The organism is Frigoribacterium sp. PvP121 (assembly GCF_017833115.1).
Classification (GTDB): Bacteria; Actinomycetota; Actinomycetes; order Actinomycetales; family Microbacteriaceae; genus Frigoribacterium; species Frigoribacterium endophyticum.
Map to the genome: position 1 here is coordinate 2512671 of NZ_JAFIBR010000001.1, position 18720 is coordinate 2531390.

General features: G+C 73.3%; 16 protein-coding genes. 2 read left to right on the plus strand and 14 right to left on the minus strand.

The genetic code is table 11. The features are described 5' to 3' along the window. Window positions 1–69 precede the first annotated feature (69 nt). The 13 genes from JOE43_RS16215 to JOE43_RS11815 all read right to left on the minus strand — a co-directional run bounded on the left by JOE43_RS16215 (window position 70) and on the right by JOE43_RS11815 (window position 15547). Complete coding sequence (locus tag JOE43_RS16215) at window positions 70–1191, minus strand: FtsQ-type POTRA domain-containing protein (RefSeq protein ID WP_209517923.1); 1122 nt, start codon at window positions 1189–1191, stop codon at window positions 70–72. Next, window positions 1188–2618 (minus strand): UDP-N-acetylmuramate--L-alanine ligase, encoded by a 1431-nt coding sequence (gene murC, locus JOE43_RS11760; RefSeq protein ID WP_209517925.1) that lies wholly within the window; start codon window positions 2616–2618, stop codon window positions 1188–1190. The genes JOE43_RS16215 and murC overlap by 4 nt, the downstream gene beginning before the upstream one ends. Then, window positions 2615–3778, minus strand: a complete 1164-nt coding sequence (locus tag JOE43_RS11765; protein WP_209517927.1) for a glycosyltransferase — start codon at window positions 3776–3778, stop codon at window positions 2615–2617. Before JOE43_RS11765 ends, murC begins: the two co-directional genes overlap by 4 nt. Further along, a complete protein-coding gene (ftsW, locus tag JOE43_RS11770) occupies window positions 3775–4974 on the minus strand; it encodes a putative lipid II flippase FtsW (RefSeq protein ID WP_307803349.1) in 1200 nt (399 codons plus the stop codon). The genes JOE43_RS11765 and ftsW overlap by 4 nt, the downstream gene beginning before the upstream one ends. Window positions 4975–5119: 145 nt before the next feature. Next, window positions 5120–6691 carry a UDP-N-acetylmuramoyl-L-alanine--D-glutamate ligase gene (gene murD, locus JOE43_RS11775; RefSeq protein WP_209517930.1) on the minus strand — a complete coding sequence of 524 codons (1572 nt, stop codon included), beginning with the start codon at window positions 6689–6691 and terminating at the stop codon, window positions 5120–5122. Next, complete coding sequence (gene mraY / locus JOE43_RS11780; protein WP_056055088.1) at window positions 6688–7791, minus strand: phospho-N-acetylmuramoyl-pentapeptide-transferase; 1104 nt, start codon at window positions 7789–7791, stop codon at window positions 6688–6690. The genes murD and mraY overlap by 4 nt, the downstream gene beginning before the upstream one ends. Beyond that, complete coding sequence (gene murF / locus JOE43_RS11785) at window positions 7788–9194, minus strand: UDP-N-acetylmuramoyl-tripeptide--D-alanyl-D-alanine ligase (protein ID WP_209517932.1); 1407 nt, start codon at window positions 9192–9194, stop codon at window positions 7788–7790. The genes mraY and murF overlap by 4 nt, the downstream gene beginning before the upstream one ends. Beyond that, on the minus strand, window positions 9191–10744 hold the full coding sequence (locus tag JOE43_RS11790; protein WP_209517934.1) for a Mur ligase family protein: 1554 nt from the start codon (window positions 10742–10744) through the stop codon (window positions 9191–9193). The genes murF and JOE43_RS11790 overlap by 4 nt, the downstream gene beginning before the upstream one ends. 14 nt (window positions 10745–10758) lie before the next feature. Further along, the gene (locus JOE43_RS11795) at window positions 10759–12588 is read right to left on the minus strand and encodes a penicillin-binding protein 2 (RefSeq protein ID WP_307803350.1); all 1830 of its coding nucleotides are present in this window, start codon (window positions 12586–12588) and stop codon (window positions 10759–10761) included. A gap of 76 nt (window positions 12589–12664) precedes the next feature. Beyond that, window positions 12665–13318, minus strand: a complete 654-nt coding sequence (locus JOE43_RS11800) for a hypothetical protein (RefSeq protein WP_209517936.1) — start codon at window positions 13316–13318, stop codon at window positions 12665–12667. Next, window positions 13315–14265 (minus strand): 16S rRNA (cytosine(1402)-N(4))-methyltransferase RsmH, encoded by a 951-nt coding sequence (gene rsmH / locus JOE43_RS11805; protein WP_209517938.1) that lies wholly within the window; start codon window positions 14263–14265, stop codon window positions 13315–13317. The genes JOE43_RS11800 and rsmH overlap by 4 nt, the downstream gene beginning before the upstream one ends. A 103-nt stretch (window positions 14266–14368) precedes the next feature. After that, window positions 14369–14800: a division/cell wall cluster transcriptional repressor MraZ gene (gene mraZ / locus JOE43_RS11810; RefSeq protein WP_209517940.1), complete on the minus strand. Its 432-nt coding sequence runs from the start codon at window positions 14798–14800 to the stop codon at window positions 14369–14371. A 345-nt stretch (window positions 14801–15145) separates the two neighbouring features. Then, window positions 15146–15547: a DUF3040 domain-containing protein gene (locus JOE43_RS11815; RefSeq protein ID WP_209517941.1), complete on the minus strand. Its 402-nt coding sequence runs from the start codon at window positions 15545–15547 to the stop codon at window positions 15146–15148. A gap of 96 nt (window positions 15548–15643) precedes the next feature. On the opposite strand from JOE43_RS11815, the gene JOE43_RS11820 reads away from it, so the two are divergent. Further along, on the plus strand, window positions 15644–16765 hold the full coding sequence (locus tag JOE43_RS11820; RefSeq protein WP_209517942.1) for a polyprenyl synthetase family protein: 1122 nt from the start codon (window positions 15644–15646) through the stop codon (window positions 16763–16765). Between the two features lie 48 nt (window positions 16766–16813). Here JOE43_RS11820 and JOE43_RS11825 read toward each other — a convergent pair whose 3' ends face one another. Next, window positions 16814–17170 (minus strand): Rv2175c family DNA-binding protein, encoded by a 357-nt coding sequence (locus JOE43_RS11825; protein ID WP_354554857.1) that lies wholly within the window; start codon window positions 17168–17170, stop codon window positions 16814–16816. Window positions 17171–17350: 180 nt separating this feature from the next. On the opposite strand from JOE43_RS11825, the gene JOE43_RS11830 reads away from it, so the two are divergent. Continuing rightward, window positions 17351–18706: a LysM peptidoglycan-binding domain-containing protein gene (locus JOE43_RS11830; RefSeq protein ID WP_209517944.1), complete on the plus strand. Its 1356-nt coding sequence runs from the start codon at window positions 17351–17353 to the stop codon at window positions 18704–18706. Window positions 18707–18720 lie beyond the last annotated feature (14 nt).

Sequence of the window (18720 nt, forward strand, 5' to 3'; positions counted from 1 at the left end):
TCAGTCACAAGGTATGGGTCGCGCCTCACCGCCGACCACTCCGAGACGGGCGTGTCGCGAAGGCCGGTCTCAGCGAGTGCGGATGATGCCGTTGTCGGGCGCCGAGACGTCGTACTCGACCGAGGCCGACGGGTCGCGCTTCGCCTGGTCGGCGACGAGGCCGGCGAGCACCTGGGCCTTCTTCTCCGAGTGCTCGGCGCTGCCCCAGACGACCTGCTCCCCCGAGGTGAGGGCGAGCGTGACGTCGTCGGCCGTCGACGCCGTCACCGTGTCGACGGTCGTCCGGAGCGTCAGCGGCAGCGCGAGGAGGACCTCGGCGGCCGACCGGAACGCCGTGCCGTCGAGCGGCGCCCCGCCGACGTCGACCTGGGGCACGCCGTCCTGGCGACCGTCGAGCCGCTGCACGACGATCCCGGCGGGGTCGACCAGGTCGACGCCGTCGGCCGTCGCGACCGTGGCGATCGGCTGGCGCTCCGTCACGCGGATGACGAGGGTGTGCGGCGGCGCGGTCTCCGTCACGTAGCTGGCGATGAGCGGGAACTGCTCCAGCTCACCGGTGATGCGGTCGAAGTCGACGAGGGCCAGCGGCGTGCCGAGCTGATCGTCCACGGCGGCCGTCACGGCGCTCGCGTCGACGCGGCTCGTGCCCTCGACGCGGATCTCCTGCAGGGAGAGCAACGGCGAGAAGACCGCCACGGTCACCGACGCCACGAGGACGACCACCACCGCCCCGACCGCGGTCCAGGTGGCACGGCGGTGGCGCGACCGGCGCGTGAACCGACGCACCTCGGACTTCTCGACGCGGCGACGCTGACGCGACGCTCGCCGGGCCGCACGGCGCGCCTCCACGGCTCTCTCCCGCGCGGCGGCCGCCGTCGTGTCGGCCGGGCCGATGCGCGGGGGGTCGGCGGGCCTGGCGGCCTCGGGCCGAGGGGCCTCGGGGCGCGCCGGTGCCGCACCGGAGGCCGCGCGGGTGCCGGTGCTCGCCGAGCGGGAGCCACGCGGCGGTCCGGCGACGACGGGCACGGGGCCCGTGTCGACGTCGTCCGACGACCCGGGGGCCGCAGCGGGCACCTCCGCCCCGCGACGGCGCCGGGCCAGCCGGTCGGCGATCGACGGGCGACCGGGGCCGCTCGCGGGCGGCTCGGACGCGGGCTCCGGGGGCGGCTCGAAGCCCTCGGGGCGCTTCACGCTCCGGTCTCCTCCGCGGTCGACGGGTCGGGCGTCGTGGCGGCGTCGAGCGCGCCGAGCAGCTGGGGCACGATGCGGTAGACGTCGCCGCAGCCGAGGGTGATGACGAAGTCGCCCTCCCGCGCGACCTCCGCGGTGCGGACGGCGGCCGACTGCCAGTCCGGCACGAAGTCGACCCGCTCGGGGTCGCGGAAGGCCCCCGAGACGAGCGCGCCGGTGACGCCGGGCTCCGGGTCCTCGCGGGCGCCGTAGACGTCGAGGACGATCGTGTGGTCGGCGAGGCGCTCGTAGGTCTCGGCGAACTCGCCCGCCATCATCCGCGTGCGGCTGTACAGGTGGGGCTGGTGCACGGCGATCAGTCGCCCCTCCCCCACGACCGAGCGGGCGGCCTGGAGCGCCGCCGCGACCTCGGTCGGGTGGTGGGCGTAGTCGTCGTAGACGCTGACGCCCCGCACGGTGCCGTGCAGCTCGAAGCGCCGCTCGGTGCCGCCGAAGGCCTCGAGGCCGCGCACGGCCGCCTCGGCGTCGACCCCCAGGCCCACGAGCACCGCGAAGGCGCCGGCGGCGTTGACCGCGTTGTGGTGGCCCGGCACGCGCAGCTGGACGGGCAGGGTGCGGCCGTCGTGGTGGAGCGTGAACGACACCGGTCCGCTCGACGCGACGTCGGTGATCCGGACGTCGGCCGACGCGTCGAGCCCGAAGGTCACGACGCGCGGGTGGTCGAGCGCCTCCGCGACCCGCCGCGCGCCGGCGTCGTCGCTCGAGATGACGACGAGCTCGGAGGCGGCGCCCGCGAACTCGACGAAGGCCCGGTCGAACGCCTCGTGCGACCCGTAGTGGTCAAGGTGGTCGGCGTCGACGTTGGTGACCAGCGCGATCGCCGTGTCGTAGAGCAGGAACGAGCCGTCGGACTCGTCGGCCTCGACGACGACGAGTTCGTCCGAGCCGCCGGCGGCGCTGACGCCGAGCGACTGGATCACGCCGCCGTTGACGAAGCTCGGGTCGCGCCCGGCGGAGAGGAGCGCCGTGACGATCATCCCGGTCGAGGTCGTCTTGCCGTGCGCGCCCGCGACCGAGACGAGCCGCTGGCCGCCGATCAGGGAGGCGAGGGCCTGCGACCGGTGGAGCACGGGGACGCCGTCGGCGAGGGCCCGCTGGTACTCCGGGTTGTCCTGCCAGAGGGCGCCGGTGACGACGAGGGTGTCGGCGTCGCCGACGTTGACGGCGTCGTGGCCGATCGCGATCTCGGCACCGAGCTCGCGCAGGGCCGAGACCGCGGCCGACTCACGGATGTCGGAGCCGGTGACGCGGTGGCCCGCGGCGAGGAAGACGCGGGCGATGCCGCTCATGCCCGACCCGCCGATGCCGACGAAGTGGACGGCCCCGAGGTCGGAGGGGATCTGCTGCTGGAGGTCTGGCTTAATCATGCGTTCTCGGCGTCCGTCTCGGAGGGGCTGGTCGGGGTCGCCGTCGAGCGGCCGCGCGCGTGGGCGGCGGGACGGGACGACGAGGAGGCGCGGTCGACGGCGTCGAGGACGAGGTCGACCGTGCGGTCCGTCCCGTCCAGCACCCCGACCGTGGCCGCGCGGACGGCCATGTCGGCGATCGCGGCGCGGTCGAGCAGCAGGCGCACGAGCTCCCGGTCGACCCACTCGGGAGTGAAGTCGGCGTCGGCGACCAGCAATGCACCGCCGGCCTCGACGACGTCGGTGGCGTTGAAGCGCTGCTCGCCGTTGCCGACCGGGTAGGGCACCAGGACGGAGGGCAGGCCGAGCGCGGTCAGCTCGCTGACGGTCGCCGACCCCGACCGGGACACCACGAAGTCCGCGGCCGAGAGGGCGAGGTCCATGCGGTCGCAGTAGCGGAGGAGGTGGTGCCCGGCGAGCCCGGTCGACCGCAGGTCGGACTTCTCGCCGGTGATGTGGAGGACCTGCCAGCCGGCGCCGACGATGCTGGCGGCGGACCGCGCGACCGTCTCGTTCAGGCGACGGGCCCCGGTGGAGCCGCCGGTGACCAGCACCGTGGGCAGCGCGGGGTCGAGGCCGAACTCGGCCAGCGCCTCCTGACGTCGTGCCCGGCGGTCGAGGGTCTCGATCTCGTCGCGGAGCGGCATGCCGACGCGACGTGCCCCGCGGAGCTTCGTCGACCGGAAGACGACGCCGACGTGGGGGGTGAGGAAGGAGCCCAGCACGTTCGCCATGCCGGGCTTCGCGTTCGCCTCGTGGACGACGAGCGGGACGTGCTCCCGACGAGCGGCGACGTAGGCGGGCGCCGAGGCGTAGCCGCCGAAGCCGACCACGACGTCGACCGCGTGCTCGCGGAGCAGGCGACGGACGCCGTCGATCGCCCCCTTCAGCGCCCCGGGGAAGCCGAGCGCCGCCCGGGAGGGGCGACGGGGGAAGGGGAGCCTCGGCACGGTCAGCAGTTTGTAGCCCCGCTGCGGGACGAGCCGGGCCTCGAGCCCCTCGGCGGTGCCGAGGACGAGGATCGTCGCGGTGGGCTCGCGTCGCCGCAGACGGTCGGCCACGGCCAGGAGCGGGTTGACGTGCCCGGCGGTGCCGCCGCCGGCGAGGAGGTACGTGGTCATCGGAGAGACCCTACCCGCTGCCCGACGGGCGGCATGGGCACGGTCGGGTCCTCCGGGCGACGCGCGAACGACAGCACGACGCCGATGGCGGCGAGGGTGACGATGAGCGCCGAGCCCCCGGCGGAGATCAGCGGCAGGGGGACGCCGAGCACGGGCAGCAGCCCGAGGACGACGGCGATGTTGATGAGGGCCTGGCCGATGATCCACGCCGTGACGGCACCGGTCACGACCCGCACGAACGGGTCGTTCGTGCGGCGGATGATCTTGACGAAGCCCACGGCCAGCACGACGAAGAGCGCGAGGACGACGATCGCCCCGATGAGACCGAGCTCCTCGCCGACGATCGCGAAGATGAAGTCGTTGTCGGCCTCCGGCAGCCACGACCACTTCGACTTCGAGTTGCCGAGGCCGACGCCGAACAGGCCGCCCGAGGCGAGGGCCCAGGTGCCGTGCAGCGACTGCCAGCACGCGGCCTGGTAGTCGCTCGAGTCGGTGCAGCCCGACATCCACGCGGCGATCCGTTCGTTGCGGGAGTCGGAGCCCGAGGCGATGATCGGCACCACGGCGAGGAGGAAGAGCACGGGCACCGCGAGGAAGCGGAGGCGCACCCCGGCGAACCACACGGCCGCGAAGACCAGGAGGAGCATGACCATCGTCGTGCCGAGGTCGCCGCCGAGGATGACGAGGCCCACCGACACCCCGACGACGGGCACGAGCGGGATCGCCAGGTGCTTCCAGTCGTCGAGGAGGTCGCGCTTGACGCTGAGGATCATGCCGAGCCAGACGGCCAGGGCGAGCTTCACCGCCTCGGAGGGCTGCGCGCTGAAGGAGGTGCCGAGCTGGATCCAGTTGCGGTTGCCGCCGACCTCGTAGCCGAGGGGGGTGAAGACGAGGAGCTGCAGGACGACGGCCGCGAGCAGGATGTGCCAGGCCCAGCGCTTCCAGAACCAGATCGGCACGCGGGAGGCGATCAGCATGAGCGGCACGCCGATCGCGGCGTACATGCCCTGGCGGATGAAGGCGCCGAAGAAGGAGGTGTGCTTCGACGAGATGTACTGCTCGACGCTCGACGAGGAGAGGACCATGACGAGGCCCAGCACGACCATGAAGAGGGTCGTGCCGAGGATGAGGAAGAACGAGCCGGTCTCGGCGGCGAAGAGCTTCTTCACCGCGACGACGGCGGCGGCCTGCCGCACGTCGTGCGGGTGCGCGCCGTGCTCGCCCTCGCCGTGCCCCCGGCCCTCGCGCCCACCCGTGGGGCGGGCGGCAGGCGGGGCCGCTGCGGGGGCCGACGGGGCGGCGGTCCGGGTGCGCGGCGCCGCCGCGCGGGGACGCGACGCGTCAGTCGGTCGCCGGCGCGGGAGGCTGGACGGCAGGTCGGCCATCGGCGTCACCCCTCAGGTGCTCGTGGACGGCGGCGGCCCAGGCTCGGCCGCGTGCCGTGTAGTCGGTGAACTGGTCGAAGGACGCCGCGGCCGGTGCCAGCAGCACCGTGTCGCCCGGGAGCGAGGCCTCCGCCGCGAGGCGGACCGCCGTCGGCATCACCCGCTCAGTGTCGGCCTCGTCGACCTCGAACACGGGGACGTCCGGCGCGTGTCGCCGGAGAGCCTCGAGCACGACCTCGCGCTCGACGCCGATCACGACGACGGCGCGGAGGCGGTCGGCGACGTCGTCGACGAGCGGGGCCGGGTCGACGCCCTTGAAGGTGCCGCCGACGACCCACACGACCGAGGCCGCGGACGTCAGCGACGCCCGGGCCGCGTGCGGGTTGGTGGCCTTGGAGTCGTCGACGAAGCGGACTCCCCCGGCCTCGGCGACGAGCTCCGTGCGGTGGTGGTCGACGCGGAAGCCGAGCACGGCCTCGCGGACGGCCGCGGGGTCGACGTCGACGGCCCGCACGAGGGCGGCGGCGGCCAGGACGTCGGCGACGAGGTGGTCGGCGCCGAGGCCGGCCGCGTCGAGCTCGGTCGTGGTCGCGAGCTCCAGGGCCCGATGACGCCGGTCGTCGAGGAACGCCCGGTCGACGAGCACTCCGGCGTCGTCGTCGCCCGCGACGACCCCGAAGTCGCTCGGGCCCGGGGCGGAGAGGCCGAAGCCCACCGCGCGGCAGCCCTCCTCGACGTCGGCCTCCTCGACCATGCGGAGCGTCGCGTCGTCGGCCTTGTTGTAGACGCAGGCCACGACCGTGTTCTCGTAGACCTTGGCCTTGGCGTCGCGGTAGGCGCGGGCGCTGCCGTGCCACTCGAGGTGGTCGTCCTCGAGGTTGAGGCAGACGGAGGCGCGGGGCCGGAGGGCGCCCGGGCCGGCGGTCGGCAGCTGGTGCAGCTGGTGGCTCGACAGCTCGACGACGAGCACGTCGAAGCCGTCGGGGTCGCGGACGGCGTCGAGCACGGGCACGCCGATGTTGCCGCAGGCGGCGGCCCGGCGGCCGCCCTGGGTCGCCATCGCGGTGGCGAGCTGCGTCGTCGTCGTCTTGCCGTTCGTGCCGGTGACGAGCAGCCAGTCGGCCACGCGCTCCGTCTTGTCGCGCAGGCGCCAGGCGAGCTCGACGTCGCCCCAGACGGCCGCGCCGCTGGAGGCCGCCCAGCGGGCCAGGGGGTGGTGCGGGGCGAAGCCGGGCGAGATGACCACGAGCTCCGGGGCGAGCTCGACGACGGCGGCCGGCGGCTCCTCCATCGCGGGGTCGAGCACCAGCTCGGCGCCGATGAGCGACAGCAGCTCGGCCCGGTCGTCGTCGACGGTCGGGGCCAGGACGACGACGCGCGCGCCGAGCTCGGCGAGCGTGTCGGCCACGGAGAAGCCGGTCACGCCGAGGCCGAGGACGAGCACGCGGAGGCCCCGCCAGTCGGCGTGCCAGCTGCTCAGGCCGTCGAGGCGCGCGGCCAGGGCGGGGTCGAGGGTCGCGTCGCTCACGAGGTGCGCGAGATCCACTCGAGGTAGAACACGCCGACGCCGGCCGCGACGAACAGGCCCGCGATGATCCAGAACCGCACGACCACCGTGACCTCCGCCCACCCCTTGAGCTCGAAGTGGTGGTGCAAGGGGCTCATCAGGAAGATCCGTTTGCCCTTGGTGATCTTGAAGTAGGCGCGTTGCAGGATCACCGATCCCGTGACGACCAGGAAGAGGCCGCCGATCAGCACGAGGAGCAGCTCGGTGCGGCTGAGGATGGCGAGGGCGGCCAGCGCGCCGCCGAGGCCGAGCGAGCCGGTGTCGCCGAGGAAGATCTGCGCCGGCGAGGTGTTCCACCACAGGAACCCGATGAGACCGCCGCAGATCGCGGCCGCGACGACCGCGAGGTCGAGCGGGTTCGCCACCGTGTAGCAGGCAGAGCGGGTGGTCTCGTCGAGGCGCGTGCTGAAGCACGACTGGTTGAACTGCCAGAAGCCGATGAAGATGTACGACGCGATGGCGAGGATGGACGACCCCGTCGCGAGGCCGTCGAGGCCGTCGGCCACGTTGACGCCGTTCGAGGTGCTCACGGTGATGAGCACGACCCAGATGAGGAAGAGCCCTCCCCCGATCACGCTGCCGAACACCATGAAGTCGAGCCACGAGATGTCGCGGATGCCCGAGATCGCGGTGGAGGCGGGGGTCAGGCCGTTCGCGTTGGGGAACGACAGCGCGAGGACGGCGAAGACGGCCCCGACCACGACCTGGCCGGCGATCTTCGCCCAGCCGCCGAGCCCCAGGCTCCGCTGGTTGCGCACCTTGAGGAAGTCGTCGAGGAACCCGACCGTGCCGAGCCCCACCATCATGAAGAGCACCAGCAGCCCGCTGAGCGTGAGCTCGTCGCGCGCCACCAGGTGGCCCAGGAAGTAGCCGATGACGGTGCCGAGGATGAGGACGATGCCGCCCATGGTCGCCGTGCCGCGCTTGGTGTGGTGCGACTGCGGGCCGTCGTCGCGGATGAACTGGCCCCAGCCGAGGCGGTGGAAGAGCCGGATGAACAGCGGCGTCATGAGCAGCGTGAAGACCAGCGAGAACCCGCCGGCGATGAGCAGCGCGATCACTCGGTCACCCCCGCGAGGCGGTCGCCGAGGAAGCGGAGGCCCGCCGACTTCGACGACTTGACGAGCACGACGTCGCCGGGTCGCAGCTGCTCTCGGAGCAGCTCGTAGGCCGCGTCGACGTCGTCGACCAGGACGGACTCGCCGTCCCACGAGCCCTCGAGCCCGGCCGCGGTCGAGATGTGGCGCGCGGCGTGGCCGACCACCACGAGCTGGGAGACGTTGAGCCGCACGACGAGGCGACCGACACGGTCGTGCTCCTCGCGGGCGGCGTCGCCGAGCTCGGCCATCTCGCCGAGGACTGCGATCGAGCGGCCGCCCTCCGGCACGATCTGGACGAGTGTCTTGAGCGCTGCGGCCACGGAGTCGGGGCTCGCGTTGTAGGCGTCGTTGACGACGGTGACGCCGTCGCCGCCGTCGAGCACCTCCATGCGCCAGCGCTCGGCGCGGGCGACGCCCTCGAGCACCGTCGCGGCGCGGTCGAGGTCGAGGCCCCACTCCCCCGCGACCGCGAGGGCGGCGAGGGCGTTCATCACGTGGTGCTCGCCGAGGAGGCGCAGCGAGACCCGGCGGGTCAGGTCGCCGTGGGCGAAGGTGAAGGAGGTGCCCTCGGCCGTGACGTCCACGTCGGAGGCGCGGTAGTCGGCCGACGACGCGAGCCCGAAGGTGACCACGCGCGCGGCCGTGACCGCCGCCATGCCGGCGACGCGGTCGTCGTCGGCGTTGAGGATCGCCGTCCCGGTCTCGGGGAGGTCGGTCACCATCTCGGACTTCGCGGCCCGGGTGCCCTCGATGCCGCCGAAGCCGCCCGCGTGGGCGAGGCCGACCTTGAGCACGACGCCGGTGTCGGGGCGTGCGATCTCGACCAGACGGGCGATCTCGCCCGGCCCGGACGCGCCCATCTCGACGACGAGGTACTCGGTGTCGTCGTCGATGCGGAGCATCGAGATCGGGGCGCCGACGTGGTTGTTGAACGAGCCCTGCGGAGCGACCGTCGCGGCGACGTCGCCGAGGACGGCCCGGAGCATGTTCTTCGTGCTGGTCTTGCCGTTCGAGCCCGTGACGCCGACGACGCGCAGGGCGCCGCGGCGACGGACGCGCTCGACGACCGCGGCGGCCAGGCGGGAGAGGGCCGTGACGCCGTCGTCGACCACGACGACGGGCACGTCCACGTCGACGGCTGCCTCGGCCACGACCAGGGCGGCGCCGCGCTCGACGGCGGACTCGACGAACAGACGGCCGTCGGTGACCTCGCCGCGCAGCGCGACGAAGACGGAGCCGGGCTGGACCAGACGGGAGTCGGTCTCGACCGAGCCGGACACGACCTGCTCGACCCGCGACTCCTGCCCGGGGGCGAGGGAGCCGCCCGTGATCTCGACGATCTCGGCGACGGTGAGGGCGATCACTCGGCCCACCCGGCCTCTCGGAGCGCCGCTCGCGCCTCGTCGCGCGCCGAGTACGGCGTGCGCTCGCCGCGGATGTCGCGGTAGTCCTGGTGACCGGGCCCGGCCCAGAGGATCGAGTCGCCCTCGTCGGCCAGGCCGACGGCGGTGCGGATCGCGGCCTCGGGCGGGCTGACCTCGTGGATCTCGTGCTCGGGGAAGGCGGCCCGGGCGGCCTCGACGAGCGTCGTGCGGATCACTTGCGGATCCTCGAAGCGGGGGTGGTGGTCGGTGACGACGAGGACGTCGGAGCCGGCCGCGGCCACGCGGGCCATCTCGGCCCGCTTCGTCTTGTCGCGGTCGCCGTCGGCGCCGAAGAGCATGATCACCTTGCCGGGGGTGAACCGGCGCACCGCGGCCAGGGTGGTGAGGAAGGCGTCGGGGCTGTGCCCGAAGTCGACGTAGACGCTCGGGCCCCGGTCGCCGGAGACCCGCTCGGTGCGGCCGGGCAGGTAGGCCACGATGCCGCCGTCGGCCGCGAGTGCCTGCTCGATGGCGCCCAGCTCGAAGCCGGCCTCGACCAGCATGACGAGGGCGAGGGCCGCGTTCGCGACCATGTGCCAGCCGATCAGCGGCACCCGGGTCACGAGCTCGCGGGACTCGGGGCCGGTGAGGCGGAACTCCGTCCACGCGGCCTGCTCGTCGAGGATCTCGACGCGCCAGTCGGCCTCGACCTCGGGGAGGATCGTGATCGTCGTCAGCGGCACGCGGGCGCTGTCGACGACGCGCTGGCCCCACGGGGAGTCGAGCGAGATGACCGCGCGGCGCGAGCGGTCGGGCTGGAAGAGCGGCAGCTTCGCCTGGAAGTACTCCTCCATGTCGGCGTAGTCGTCGAGGTGGTCGTGGCTGAGGTTCGTAAACGCGGCCACGTCGAAGACGAGACCGTCGACCCGGTTGCGGCTGAGCGCCTGGGCGCTCACCTCGACGGCGACGGCGCGGACCTCGCTCTCGCGCATGCGGGCGAGCAGGGCGTGCATCTCGCTCGCCTCGGGCGTCGTGAGCCGGCTGACGACGGTGAGGTCGCCGATGTGGCGCTCGGCGGTGCTGCTCAGCCCCGTCACGAGGCCGAGCTGACGCAGCACGCCCTCGAGGAGGTAGGAGGTGCTGGTCTTGCCGTTGGTGCCGGTGACGGCGAACAGCAGGGGCGAGTCGGTGCCCTCGCCGGTGCGGTAGATCCAGGCGGACACGTCGCCGAGGGCGGCGCGCGGCGAGTCCACGAGCACGACCGGCAGCCCGACGTCGCGGGCGATCTCGAGGCCGCGGCGGTCGGTCATCAGGGCCACCGCGCCGCCGTCACGGGCCTGCGCAGCGAACTCGGCGCCGTGGCGGTGCTCGCCGGGCACGCCCACGTAGAGGTCGCCCGGGTGCAGGTCGCCGGTGCTCAGCGTCACGCCGGTCACCTCGACGCCGTCGAGGGAGCCGTCGTGCTCGAGTCCGAACTCGCTGACCAGCTGGCCGAGCGACCTCGCGGACGGATGTTCCGGTCGGAGGACCGGGGGGATCCGGGCGTTCAAAGAATCCTCTTCTCTCACCAGGTCTGGGGGATGACCGGTGCGGGCTCCGTCGACGGAGGGACGCGGTACATCTCGAGGACCTGGGACATGATCTTGTTGAAGGTCGGAGCCGCAGCCGCCGACGTCTTGATGGTACTGGGCTTGGTGAACGTCACGACGACGACGTACTGCGGGTCCTCCGCGGGCGCGAGGCCCGCGACGGAGACGATGCGGTCCGAGCCGTAGCCCGTGCCGTCCGACTTCGCGACCTCGGCCGTGCCGGTCTTGGCGCCGACGCGGTAGCCCGGGATGGTCAGGACGTCCTTGAGGTCGCCGTCGCTGACGACCTTCTCGATCATGTTCACGGTCGAGTCGGCCGCCGCGGGAGAGACCGCCTGGACGCCCTCGGTGCCGGGCGCCATGGTGACCGTGCCGTCGGGCGCGGTGCAGCTCTGCACGAGGGAGGTGGGGAGGCGCAGGCCGTGGTTGCCCAGGGTCTGGAAGATGCCCGCCACGTGCACGGCCGTCGTCTGGACGCCCTGGCCGAACATCGTGTTGATGCTCGTCTGCTGGTCCCAGTCGGAGGCGGGGCGGACGCCGGAGGTCGGCTCGCCGAGGAAGCCCACCGCCGTCGGCTCGTTCAGGCCGAACTTCACCATGTAGTCGCGGCGCTGCTCGGCCGAGAGGTTCTGCCCGAGCAGCGAGATGCCGACGTTCGAGGAGTCGCGGAGCACGCCCGTGAGGGTCAGCTGCTCGGTCGGGTGGAAGGTCGCGTCGTGGATCTCGCCGCCCCAGGGGAAGGTCCGCGAGTAGGGGACGGTCACCCTGCTGGTGGGCGTGGCCTTGCCCGAGTCGAGCAGCATGGACGCCGTCATCGCCTTGAAGGTCGAGCCGGGCTCGTAGGAGGAGGTGAACGCCTTGGACCCGAGGTCGGCGACGTCCTTCGTGAGGTTCACGTCGTTGGGGTCGACCGCGGGCCAGTCGGCCACGGCGAGGAGCTTGCCGGTCTTGACCTCCTGGACCACCGCCGTGGCCGACTCGGCCCCGATCGCCTGCGCCTGCTCGGCGACGGCCTGCTGCGCCATGTACTGGAGGTCGGAGTCGATCGTGAGCGCCAGGGTGCCGCCGGGCGCCGCCTCCTGGGTCGTCACCGTGCTGCCCGGCAGCTGCACGCCGTCGGCTCCGCGCTCGTAGGTCTGGAGCCCGTCGGTGCCCGCCAGGCACTGGTCGGCGCTGAGCTCGAGGCCCGCCTGCGGACCGTCCGTCCCGATGAAGCCGGTCAGGTTGCCGGCGACGGAGCCGTTCGGGTACGACCGTGCCGACTGGCGCTCGTAGTAGAGCCACGAGACGCCGCTGTTCTTGAGGTCGCGCACCGCGCGGAAGGCGTCGACGTCGACGCCCTTCACCAGGTAGGCGAAGTTCGCCTCGGGGTCGTCGGAGATGCTCTTCTCCATCGCGGCCTCGTCGCCGCCGGTGATGTCGGCGACGCGCGCCAGCACCTGCTCGACCGTGAGGGGCTGCTTCGACGTCGTGCCGTCGGCCGCGGTCTCGGTGACCGTGACGTCCTCCGCGAAGGCCGGCGCCGCCGTGATGTTGTACCGGGTGACGCTGCCGGCGAGGACGGTGCCGTCGGAGGAGACGATGTCGCCCCGGTCGCCGTAGGTCACCTGACGGATCTCGCGCTTGTTGAGCGACTGGGCGTTGAGCTCGGACGCCTGCACGATCTGGATGTCGGCCAGCCTGACCACGAAGACGCCGACCAGCGCGATGACCACCGCCATCGCCAGGGTCGCCCGCAGGCGTCGGCTGCGGAGCTCGCTGTGCGGTCGGCCTCGACGGCCGCCGGTGCGGGGAGCAGGGTTCACGAGAGGTTCCTCACCGCGGACGGGCCGTCGTGCACCCACCGCTGTCGTCGTCCGGCACGCCCTCGCGGGCGCGCCGCTAGCGGGTCTCGGGAGCCGCCAGCTGGTTCGGGGCCGAGGCTACCGAGGCATCGGCGTTCTGCGCGCCCGCCGCGCCCGGCGCGGCCGAGTCGGCGGCGGGGGCCGCCGCGGCCCCCGTGGCGGCGGCGGGGTCGACCGTGGACGAGCCTGCGACGGCGCCGTCGGCGGCCTCGGCGGAGGCACCCGCCGGCGGCTGCGTGACGAGCGGTACGCCGTCGAGCAGGGTGTTCGGGATCAGGTTGTCGGTGCCGTCCGCCGCGCCGTCGGCGGGGGCAGGGACGCCGTGCACCGCGCCCGTCGCCGGGTCGAGGTAGACCGGGTTCGAGTTGCGCACCATGCCGAGGCGCTCGGCGTTGTTGGCCACGTTCTGCGGCGACGACAGCACGTCGAGCTGCTCGGAGTACTTCTGCTGGTCGCGGGTGAGCTCGGCCTTCTCGGCCTGCAGGTCGGAGATCGTGTAGGCGCCGTCGCTGAGGGCGATGCTGATGGCGAGCTGCCCGAGCAGGAGGACGAAGAGCGCCGCCGTGGCCACGAGCGCGTAGGCGATGCGCGGGCGGGCCCGACGCTGGGCGCGGGTGGTGACGATCTCGACCGGAGCCCGGCGAGGGGCGCGGGCGGGCTGCGGGATCGGGCTGACGGCCGCGGTGCTCATGCTGCTCTCCGGATTCGTTCGGCGGCGCGCAGCCGCACGGGTCGTGCTCGGGGGTTCTCGTCGATCTCGGCGTCGGTGGCGAGCTCGGCGCCCCGGACGAGGAGCTTGAACTCGGGGCGGTGCTCGGGCAGCTCGACGGGGAGCCCCTGCGGGGCCGTCGACGTCGTGCGGGCCGCGAGCTCGCGCTTGACGAAGCGGTCCTCGAGGGACTGGTACGCGAGGACGACGATGCGCCCGGCCTCGGCCAGGCGGTCGAGGGCCGCGGGGACCGCCGCCTCCAGCGAGGCCAGCTCGCCGTTGACCTCGATGCGGAGCGCCTGGAAGACGCGCTTGGCCGGGTGACCGGCCCGCTGCAGCGCCATGGGCGTCGCCGCGATGAGGAGGTCGACGAGCTCGCCGCTGCGGACGAGCGGGCGCTCGACGCGCTGCTCGACGATGCGGCGGGCGTAGCGCGGGGCCAGCTTCTCTTCTCCGTACTGGTAGAAGATGCGTCGCAGCTCGGACTCCGGGTACTCCGCGAGGATCCGCTCGGCCGTGACCGGGGCGGTCGGGTCCATGCGCATGTCGAGCGGGGCGTCCTTCGAGTACGAGAAGCCGCGTTCGACCCGGTCGAGCTGGAGGGACGAGACGCCCAGGTCGAACAGGACGGCGTCGACGGTGTCGTAGCCGAGCCCGTCGAGGGCCTCCGCCACCCCGTCGTAGCGGGTGTGGACGAGGCGCGCCCGCTCGCCGAAGCCGGCGAGGCGCTCCCCCGCGATGGCCAGGGCCTCGGTGTCGCGGTCGAGGCCGACGACGGTCAGCTCGGGGAACCTCTGCAGCATCGCCTCGCTGTGCCCGCCCATGCCGAGGGTCGCGTCGACGACGACGGCGCCGGGGCGCGACAGGGCGGGAGCGAGGAGCTCCAGGGTGCGCTCGAGGAGCACGGGGGTGTGGATCTGTTCTGCCATGGCGACGACGGTCTCGGGCTCCCGGGGCCTGATCCCCATCCCTCACGACCTGGCACCGGGGAAGGTGCGCCAGGGCGGACGGCTGGGAGTCAGGCTCGAGGAACTAGAAGAGGCCGGGGATCACCTCCTCCGTGGTGTTGGCGAACGCGGCCTCCTGGGCCTCGTAGTAGGCGTCCCACGCGGCGGTGGCCCAGATCTCGGCGCGGTTGCCCGCGCCGATCACGGTGAGCTCACGGCCGAGGCCGGCGTAGTCGCGCAGCTGCGCGGGGACGGTGACGCGGCCCTGCTTGTCGGGGACCTCGTCGCTGGCGCCGGAGAGGAAGAGGCGCATGTAGTCGCGGCCCTCCTTGCTCGTGATCGGTGCCTGTCGGATGCGGTCGTGCATGCTCTCGAACTCGGCCTGGCTGAAGACGTAGACGCAGCGCTCCTGCCCACGGGTCATGACGAGGCCGGAGGCCAGCTCGTCACGGAACTTCGCGGGGAGGATGATGCGGCCCTTCTCGTCGAGCTTGGGCGAATAGGTGCCGAGGAACATGCCCTCTCCCCCTTCGCCCCCGCACCCGGTGGCACGTGCCTCCACTTTACTCCACAACGCACCACTCAGCAATGAGAAACGGGCGTCGAGAACCGATCGACCCCCTCCGATCCGCTCCAGTTCGGGGGTCACGGGAGTGGAGGACGTCGGTGGACACCAGGGTGTCGCGACGGGACGACGGCGCTCGGGAGGCCGGTGACCCGCTCGTGCGAGGAGCCGGTGGAGCGGAGTGGAGGCGCGGGAGCCGGGCGGGGCGGGACGGCGACGTGCCCCCGGACACGACGAAGGGGCCGGCCCGGAGGCCGACCCCTGAGGTCGTGGTGCCGCGTCGGCGGCGTCGTGTCGTTACCGGCGGTCGCCGTCCTGGCGGCGGTCCCAGCGGTCGGAGAAGCGGTCCATCATGCTGCCGCCGCCGCGCGGGGGGCGTGCCGCCGACGGGCGGGCCGACGTCGTGGGGGCGGAGACGGGAGCGCCCCTGCGGCGCGGGGGCGCGATCGCGAACAACGCCCCGGCGACGAGGATGACGAAGCCGAGCACCCCGACGAGGGGCCCGACGGGCGGCGTGCGGAGGATGACGCCGGTGACGATGACGGCGATGCCGACCAGAGCTGCGAGGACGCCCACGACGACCATCGTGTAGTTGGGACGGCCGCGGCCGCCGACGGTCGCCACGAAGTCGGAGTCGTTGCTGTAGAGGCTCCGCTCCATCTCTTCGAGGAGGCGCTGCTCCTGCTCGGAAAGCGGCATGGTGTTGTTCCCTTCGAACACGGGCCCCTCGGCCTCGGGATCGGCGCGATCGGTAGGTGCGAGTGTATGCCTGGGCCCTGTGGCTAGGCTAGGCGCGTGGCTGAGAGTACGCGGTTAGTGGACGTCGTCCAAGAGCGCATCGACGCGTTCCTCGAGGAGCAGCGTCCTGCGCTCCGGAGCATCGCTCCGGACCTCGACCCGTTCGCCCTCTTCTCGAGCGATCTGCTGCGGGGCGGCAAGCGCTTCCGGGCGCTGTTCTGCTACTGGGGGTGGCAGTCGGTCGCCGGCCTCGACGTGGGCTTCGACCCGCTGGCGCGCAGCGTCGACGAGCGCTCCCTCGACGCCGTGATGGCCGCCTCCGTCGGCCTGGAGTTCTTCCACGCCGCGGCGCTCGTCCACGACGACATCATGGACAACTCCGACACCCGGCGTGGCCTGCCCGCGGCCCACCGTCGCTTCGAGGCCCTGCACCGAGACGGCGCGTGGCTCGGGTCGCCCGGGGCGTTCGGCACGTCCGGCGCCCTGCTGATGGGCGACCTGCTGCTCGCCTGGAGCGACGAGCAGGTCAGCGCCGCCCTCGACTCCCTCGCCTCCCGCGACGCGGCCCGGTCGGCGCGGCGGGAGTTCAACCGCATGCGGACGGAGGTGACGGTGGGCCAGTACCTCGACATCCTCGAGGAAGGCGCCTGGCGGAGCGTGCCCGACGCGGAGCTCCTGCCGCGCGCCCAGCGCGTCATCGTCTACAAGTCCGCGAAGTACAGCGTGGAGGCGCCCCTCACCATCGGCGCCGCCATGGCCGGCGGGAGCGACGAGGCCCTGGCGGCCCTCCGCGCCTTCGGCCTGCCGCTCGGCATCGCGTACCAGCTGCGAGACGACATGCTCGGCGTGTTCGGCGACCCCGCCGTCACCGGGAAGCCCGCAGGGGACGACCTGCGGGAGGGCAAGCGCACCGTCCTCGTGGCGACCGCACGTCGCGAGCTGCCGTCGTCGGCGGTGCGGCTGCTCGACGAGCTGCTCGGGGACCCCGACCTCGACGACGACCAGATCGGCGTGCTGCAGGCCACCCTCCGCGAGAGCGGGGCGGTCGACGCCGTGGAGCGATCGATCTCCGACCAGGTGGAGCGCGCCGTGCAGGCCCTCGACCGCGCCGACCTCGCGCCCTCCGCCCGGTCGCAGCTGGCCCGGCTCGCGGAGACGGTCACCCGCCGCGACTACTGAGCGCCCGGCGCGGGGCGAGGGCGCCCCGCGGGCCGGGGCGGAGCCGCGCTAGAGCAGGCCCTGGGCGACGCGGCGGACCTCGGCCTTGCGGCCGGCGCGCAGCGCCGCGATCGGGCTCGTGCCGAGCGACTCCTCGTCGGAGAGCATCCAGTCGATCGCCTCGTCGTCGGTGAAGCCGTTGTCGGCGAGGACGGTGGCGGTGCCGCGCAGCTCGTGCATCGGCTCGCCGTCGACGACGAAGACCGCGGGCACCTTCGTGACGCCGCCGACCTTCGTGGCGAGCAGCACGTGCTCCTCGACCAGGCGGTGCACACGGCTGACGCTGACGCCGAGCATCTCGACGAGGTCGGGGACGGTCAGCCACTCGGCGTCGGCGAACCAGGGCTTCTGGGAGAGATCGGTCACGCCACAACCTTGCCACGACTGGGCCTCGACGGGGGAACGCCGTGCTGGCCGAGTCACATCCGTCACTCCCGCCACACTGATTGACTTGGTCCTCCTTCTGTGTCAGCTTGGTGCGATCGAGACATGTCGCCGAGGGCCAGGCCACGGCCGTGTCGGACTCCCCGAGCCGAGGACCACCTCATGAACGACAGCACCCCGACCGGCACGCCCGCCGCCGCCACGACCACGGCGGGCACGGCCTTCGCGCGGCCCGCGCTCGTGCCCGACGACGGCCGGGCCATGAGCCGGGTCGCCCGCTCGATGCTCAACACGGTCCCGATCGTGCTCGCCGGCTCCATGGCCCTCGGCCTGACCGGCCCCGTCGCCTCGGTCGACCACGCGCCGCGCCCGGTGAAGGAGCCGCACGCGACCCCCCGCCCCACGCTGCCGACGACTCCCCCGGTGGCCGAGGCCCCGCAGGAGGCGGTGGTCCAGACCGCGGCCGCGACCGCGCCGTCCAGCTACACCGTGAAGTCCGGCGACACCGTCGCGAGCATCGCGGGCTCGTTCGGCCTCAGCACGGCCAGCGTCCTCGCGCTCAACGGCCTGAGCTGGAAGTCCACCATCTTCCCCGGGCAGACCCTGAGCCTCGTGGCCGGCGCCGCGGCCGCCCCCAGCGTCCCCGTCAGCAGCAGCCGCGCCTCCTCGTCGCCGACCCGCTACACGATCGCCCGCGGCGACACGCTGAGCTCCATCGCCGGCGCCCACGGCGTCAGCACGAGCGCGCTGCTGCAGGCCAACGGTCTCTCCTGGTCGAGCATCATCTACCCCGGGCAGCAGCTCGCCCTGCCCGGTGCCGCCGCACCCGCGGCCAAGACGTCGGCCCCGACCGTCTCGGCGCCGCCTGCCGCGTCGACGGGCTCCTCGTCGTACATCATCCGGTCGGGCGACACCGTGGCGTCGATCGCCGCCCGCACGGGCGTCAGCACGAAGGCGCTCCTGGCCGCCAACGGCCTGAGCTTCACGAGCACGATCTACGCGGGGACGACGCTGACGATCCCCTCGACGAGCGGCACGGCCAACGGCACGACGTCGGCCCCCGCGACGACCGTCGTCGCCACGTCGGCCACGCCCCTCGCGGTCGGCACTGCCCTCACCGCCGAGCAGCAGGGCAACGCCCGCACGATCATCCGCGTCGGCCGGGAGCTGGGCGTCGGAGACCGCGCGATCATCGTCGCCCTGGCGGCGGCGGCGCAGGAGTCGAGCCTCCGGAACATCGACTGGGGCGACCGCGACTCGGTGGGCCTCTACCAGCAGCGCCCCAGCACGGGGTGGGGCACGGTCGCCCAGCTGACCGACCCCGTCCACGCGACCAAGCTCTTCTTCGGCGGCCGCACCAACCCCAACGTCGGCAAGACCCGGGGGCTCCTCGACGTGAAGGGCTGGTCGGGCATGTCGCTCACGGCGGCGGCCCAGGCCGTCCAGCTCTCGGCGCACCCGACCGCCTACGCCAAGTGGGAGGGGCCCGCCGCCTCCTGGCTCGCGACCCTCGGCTGAGCCCCGCCGGCGCG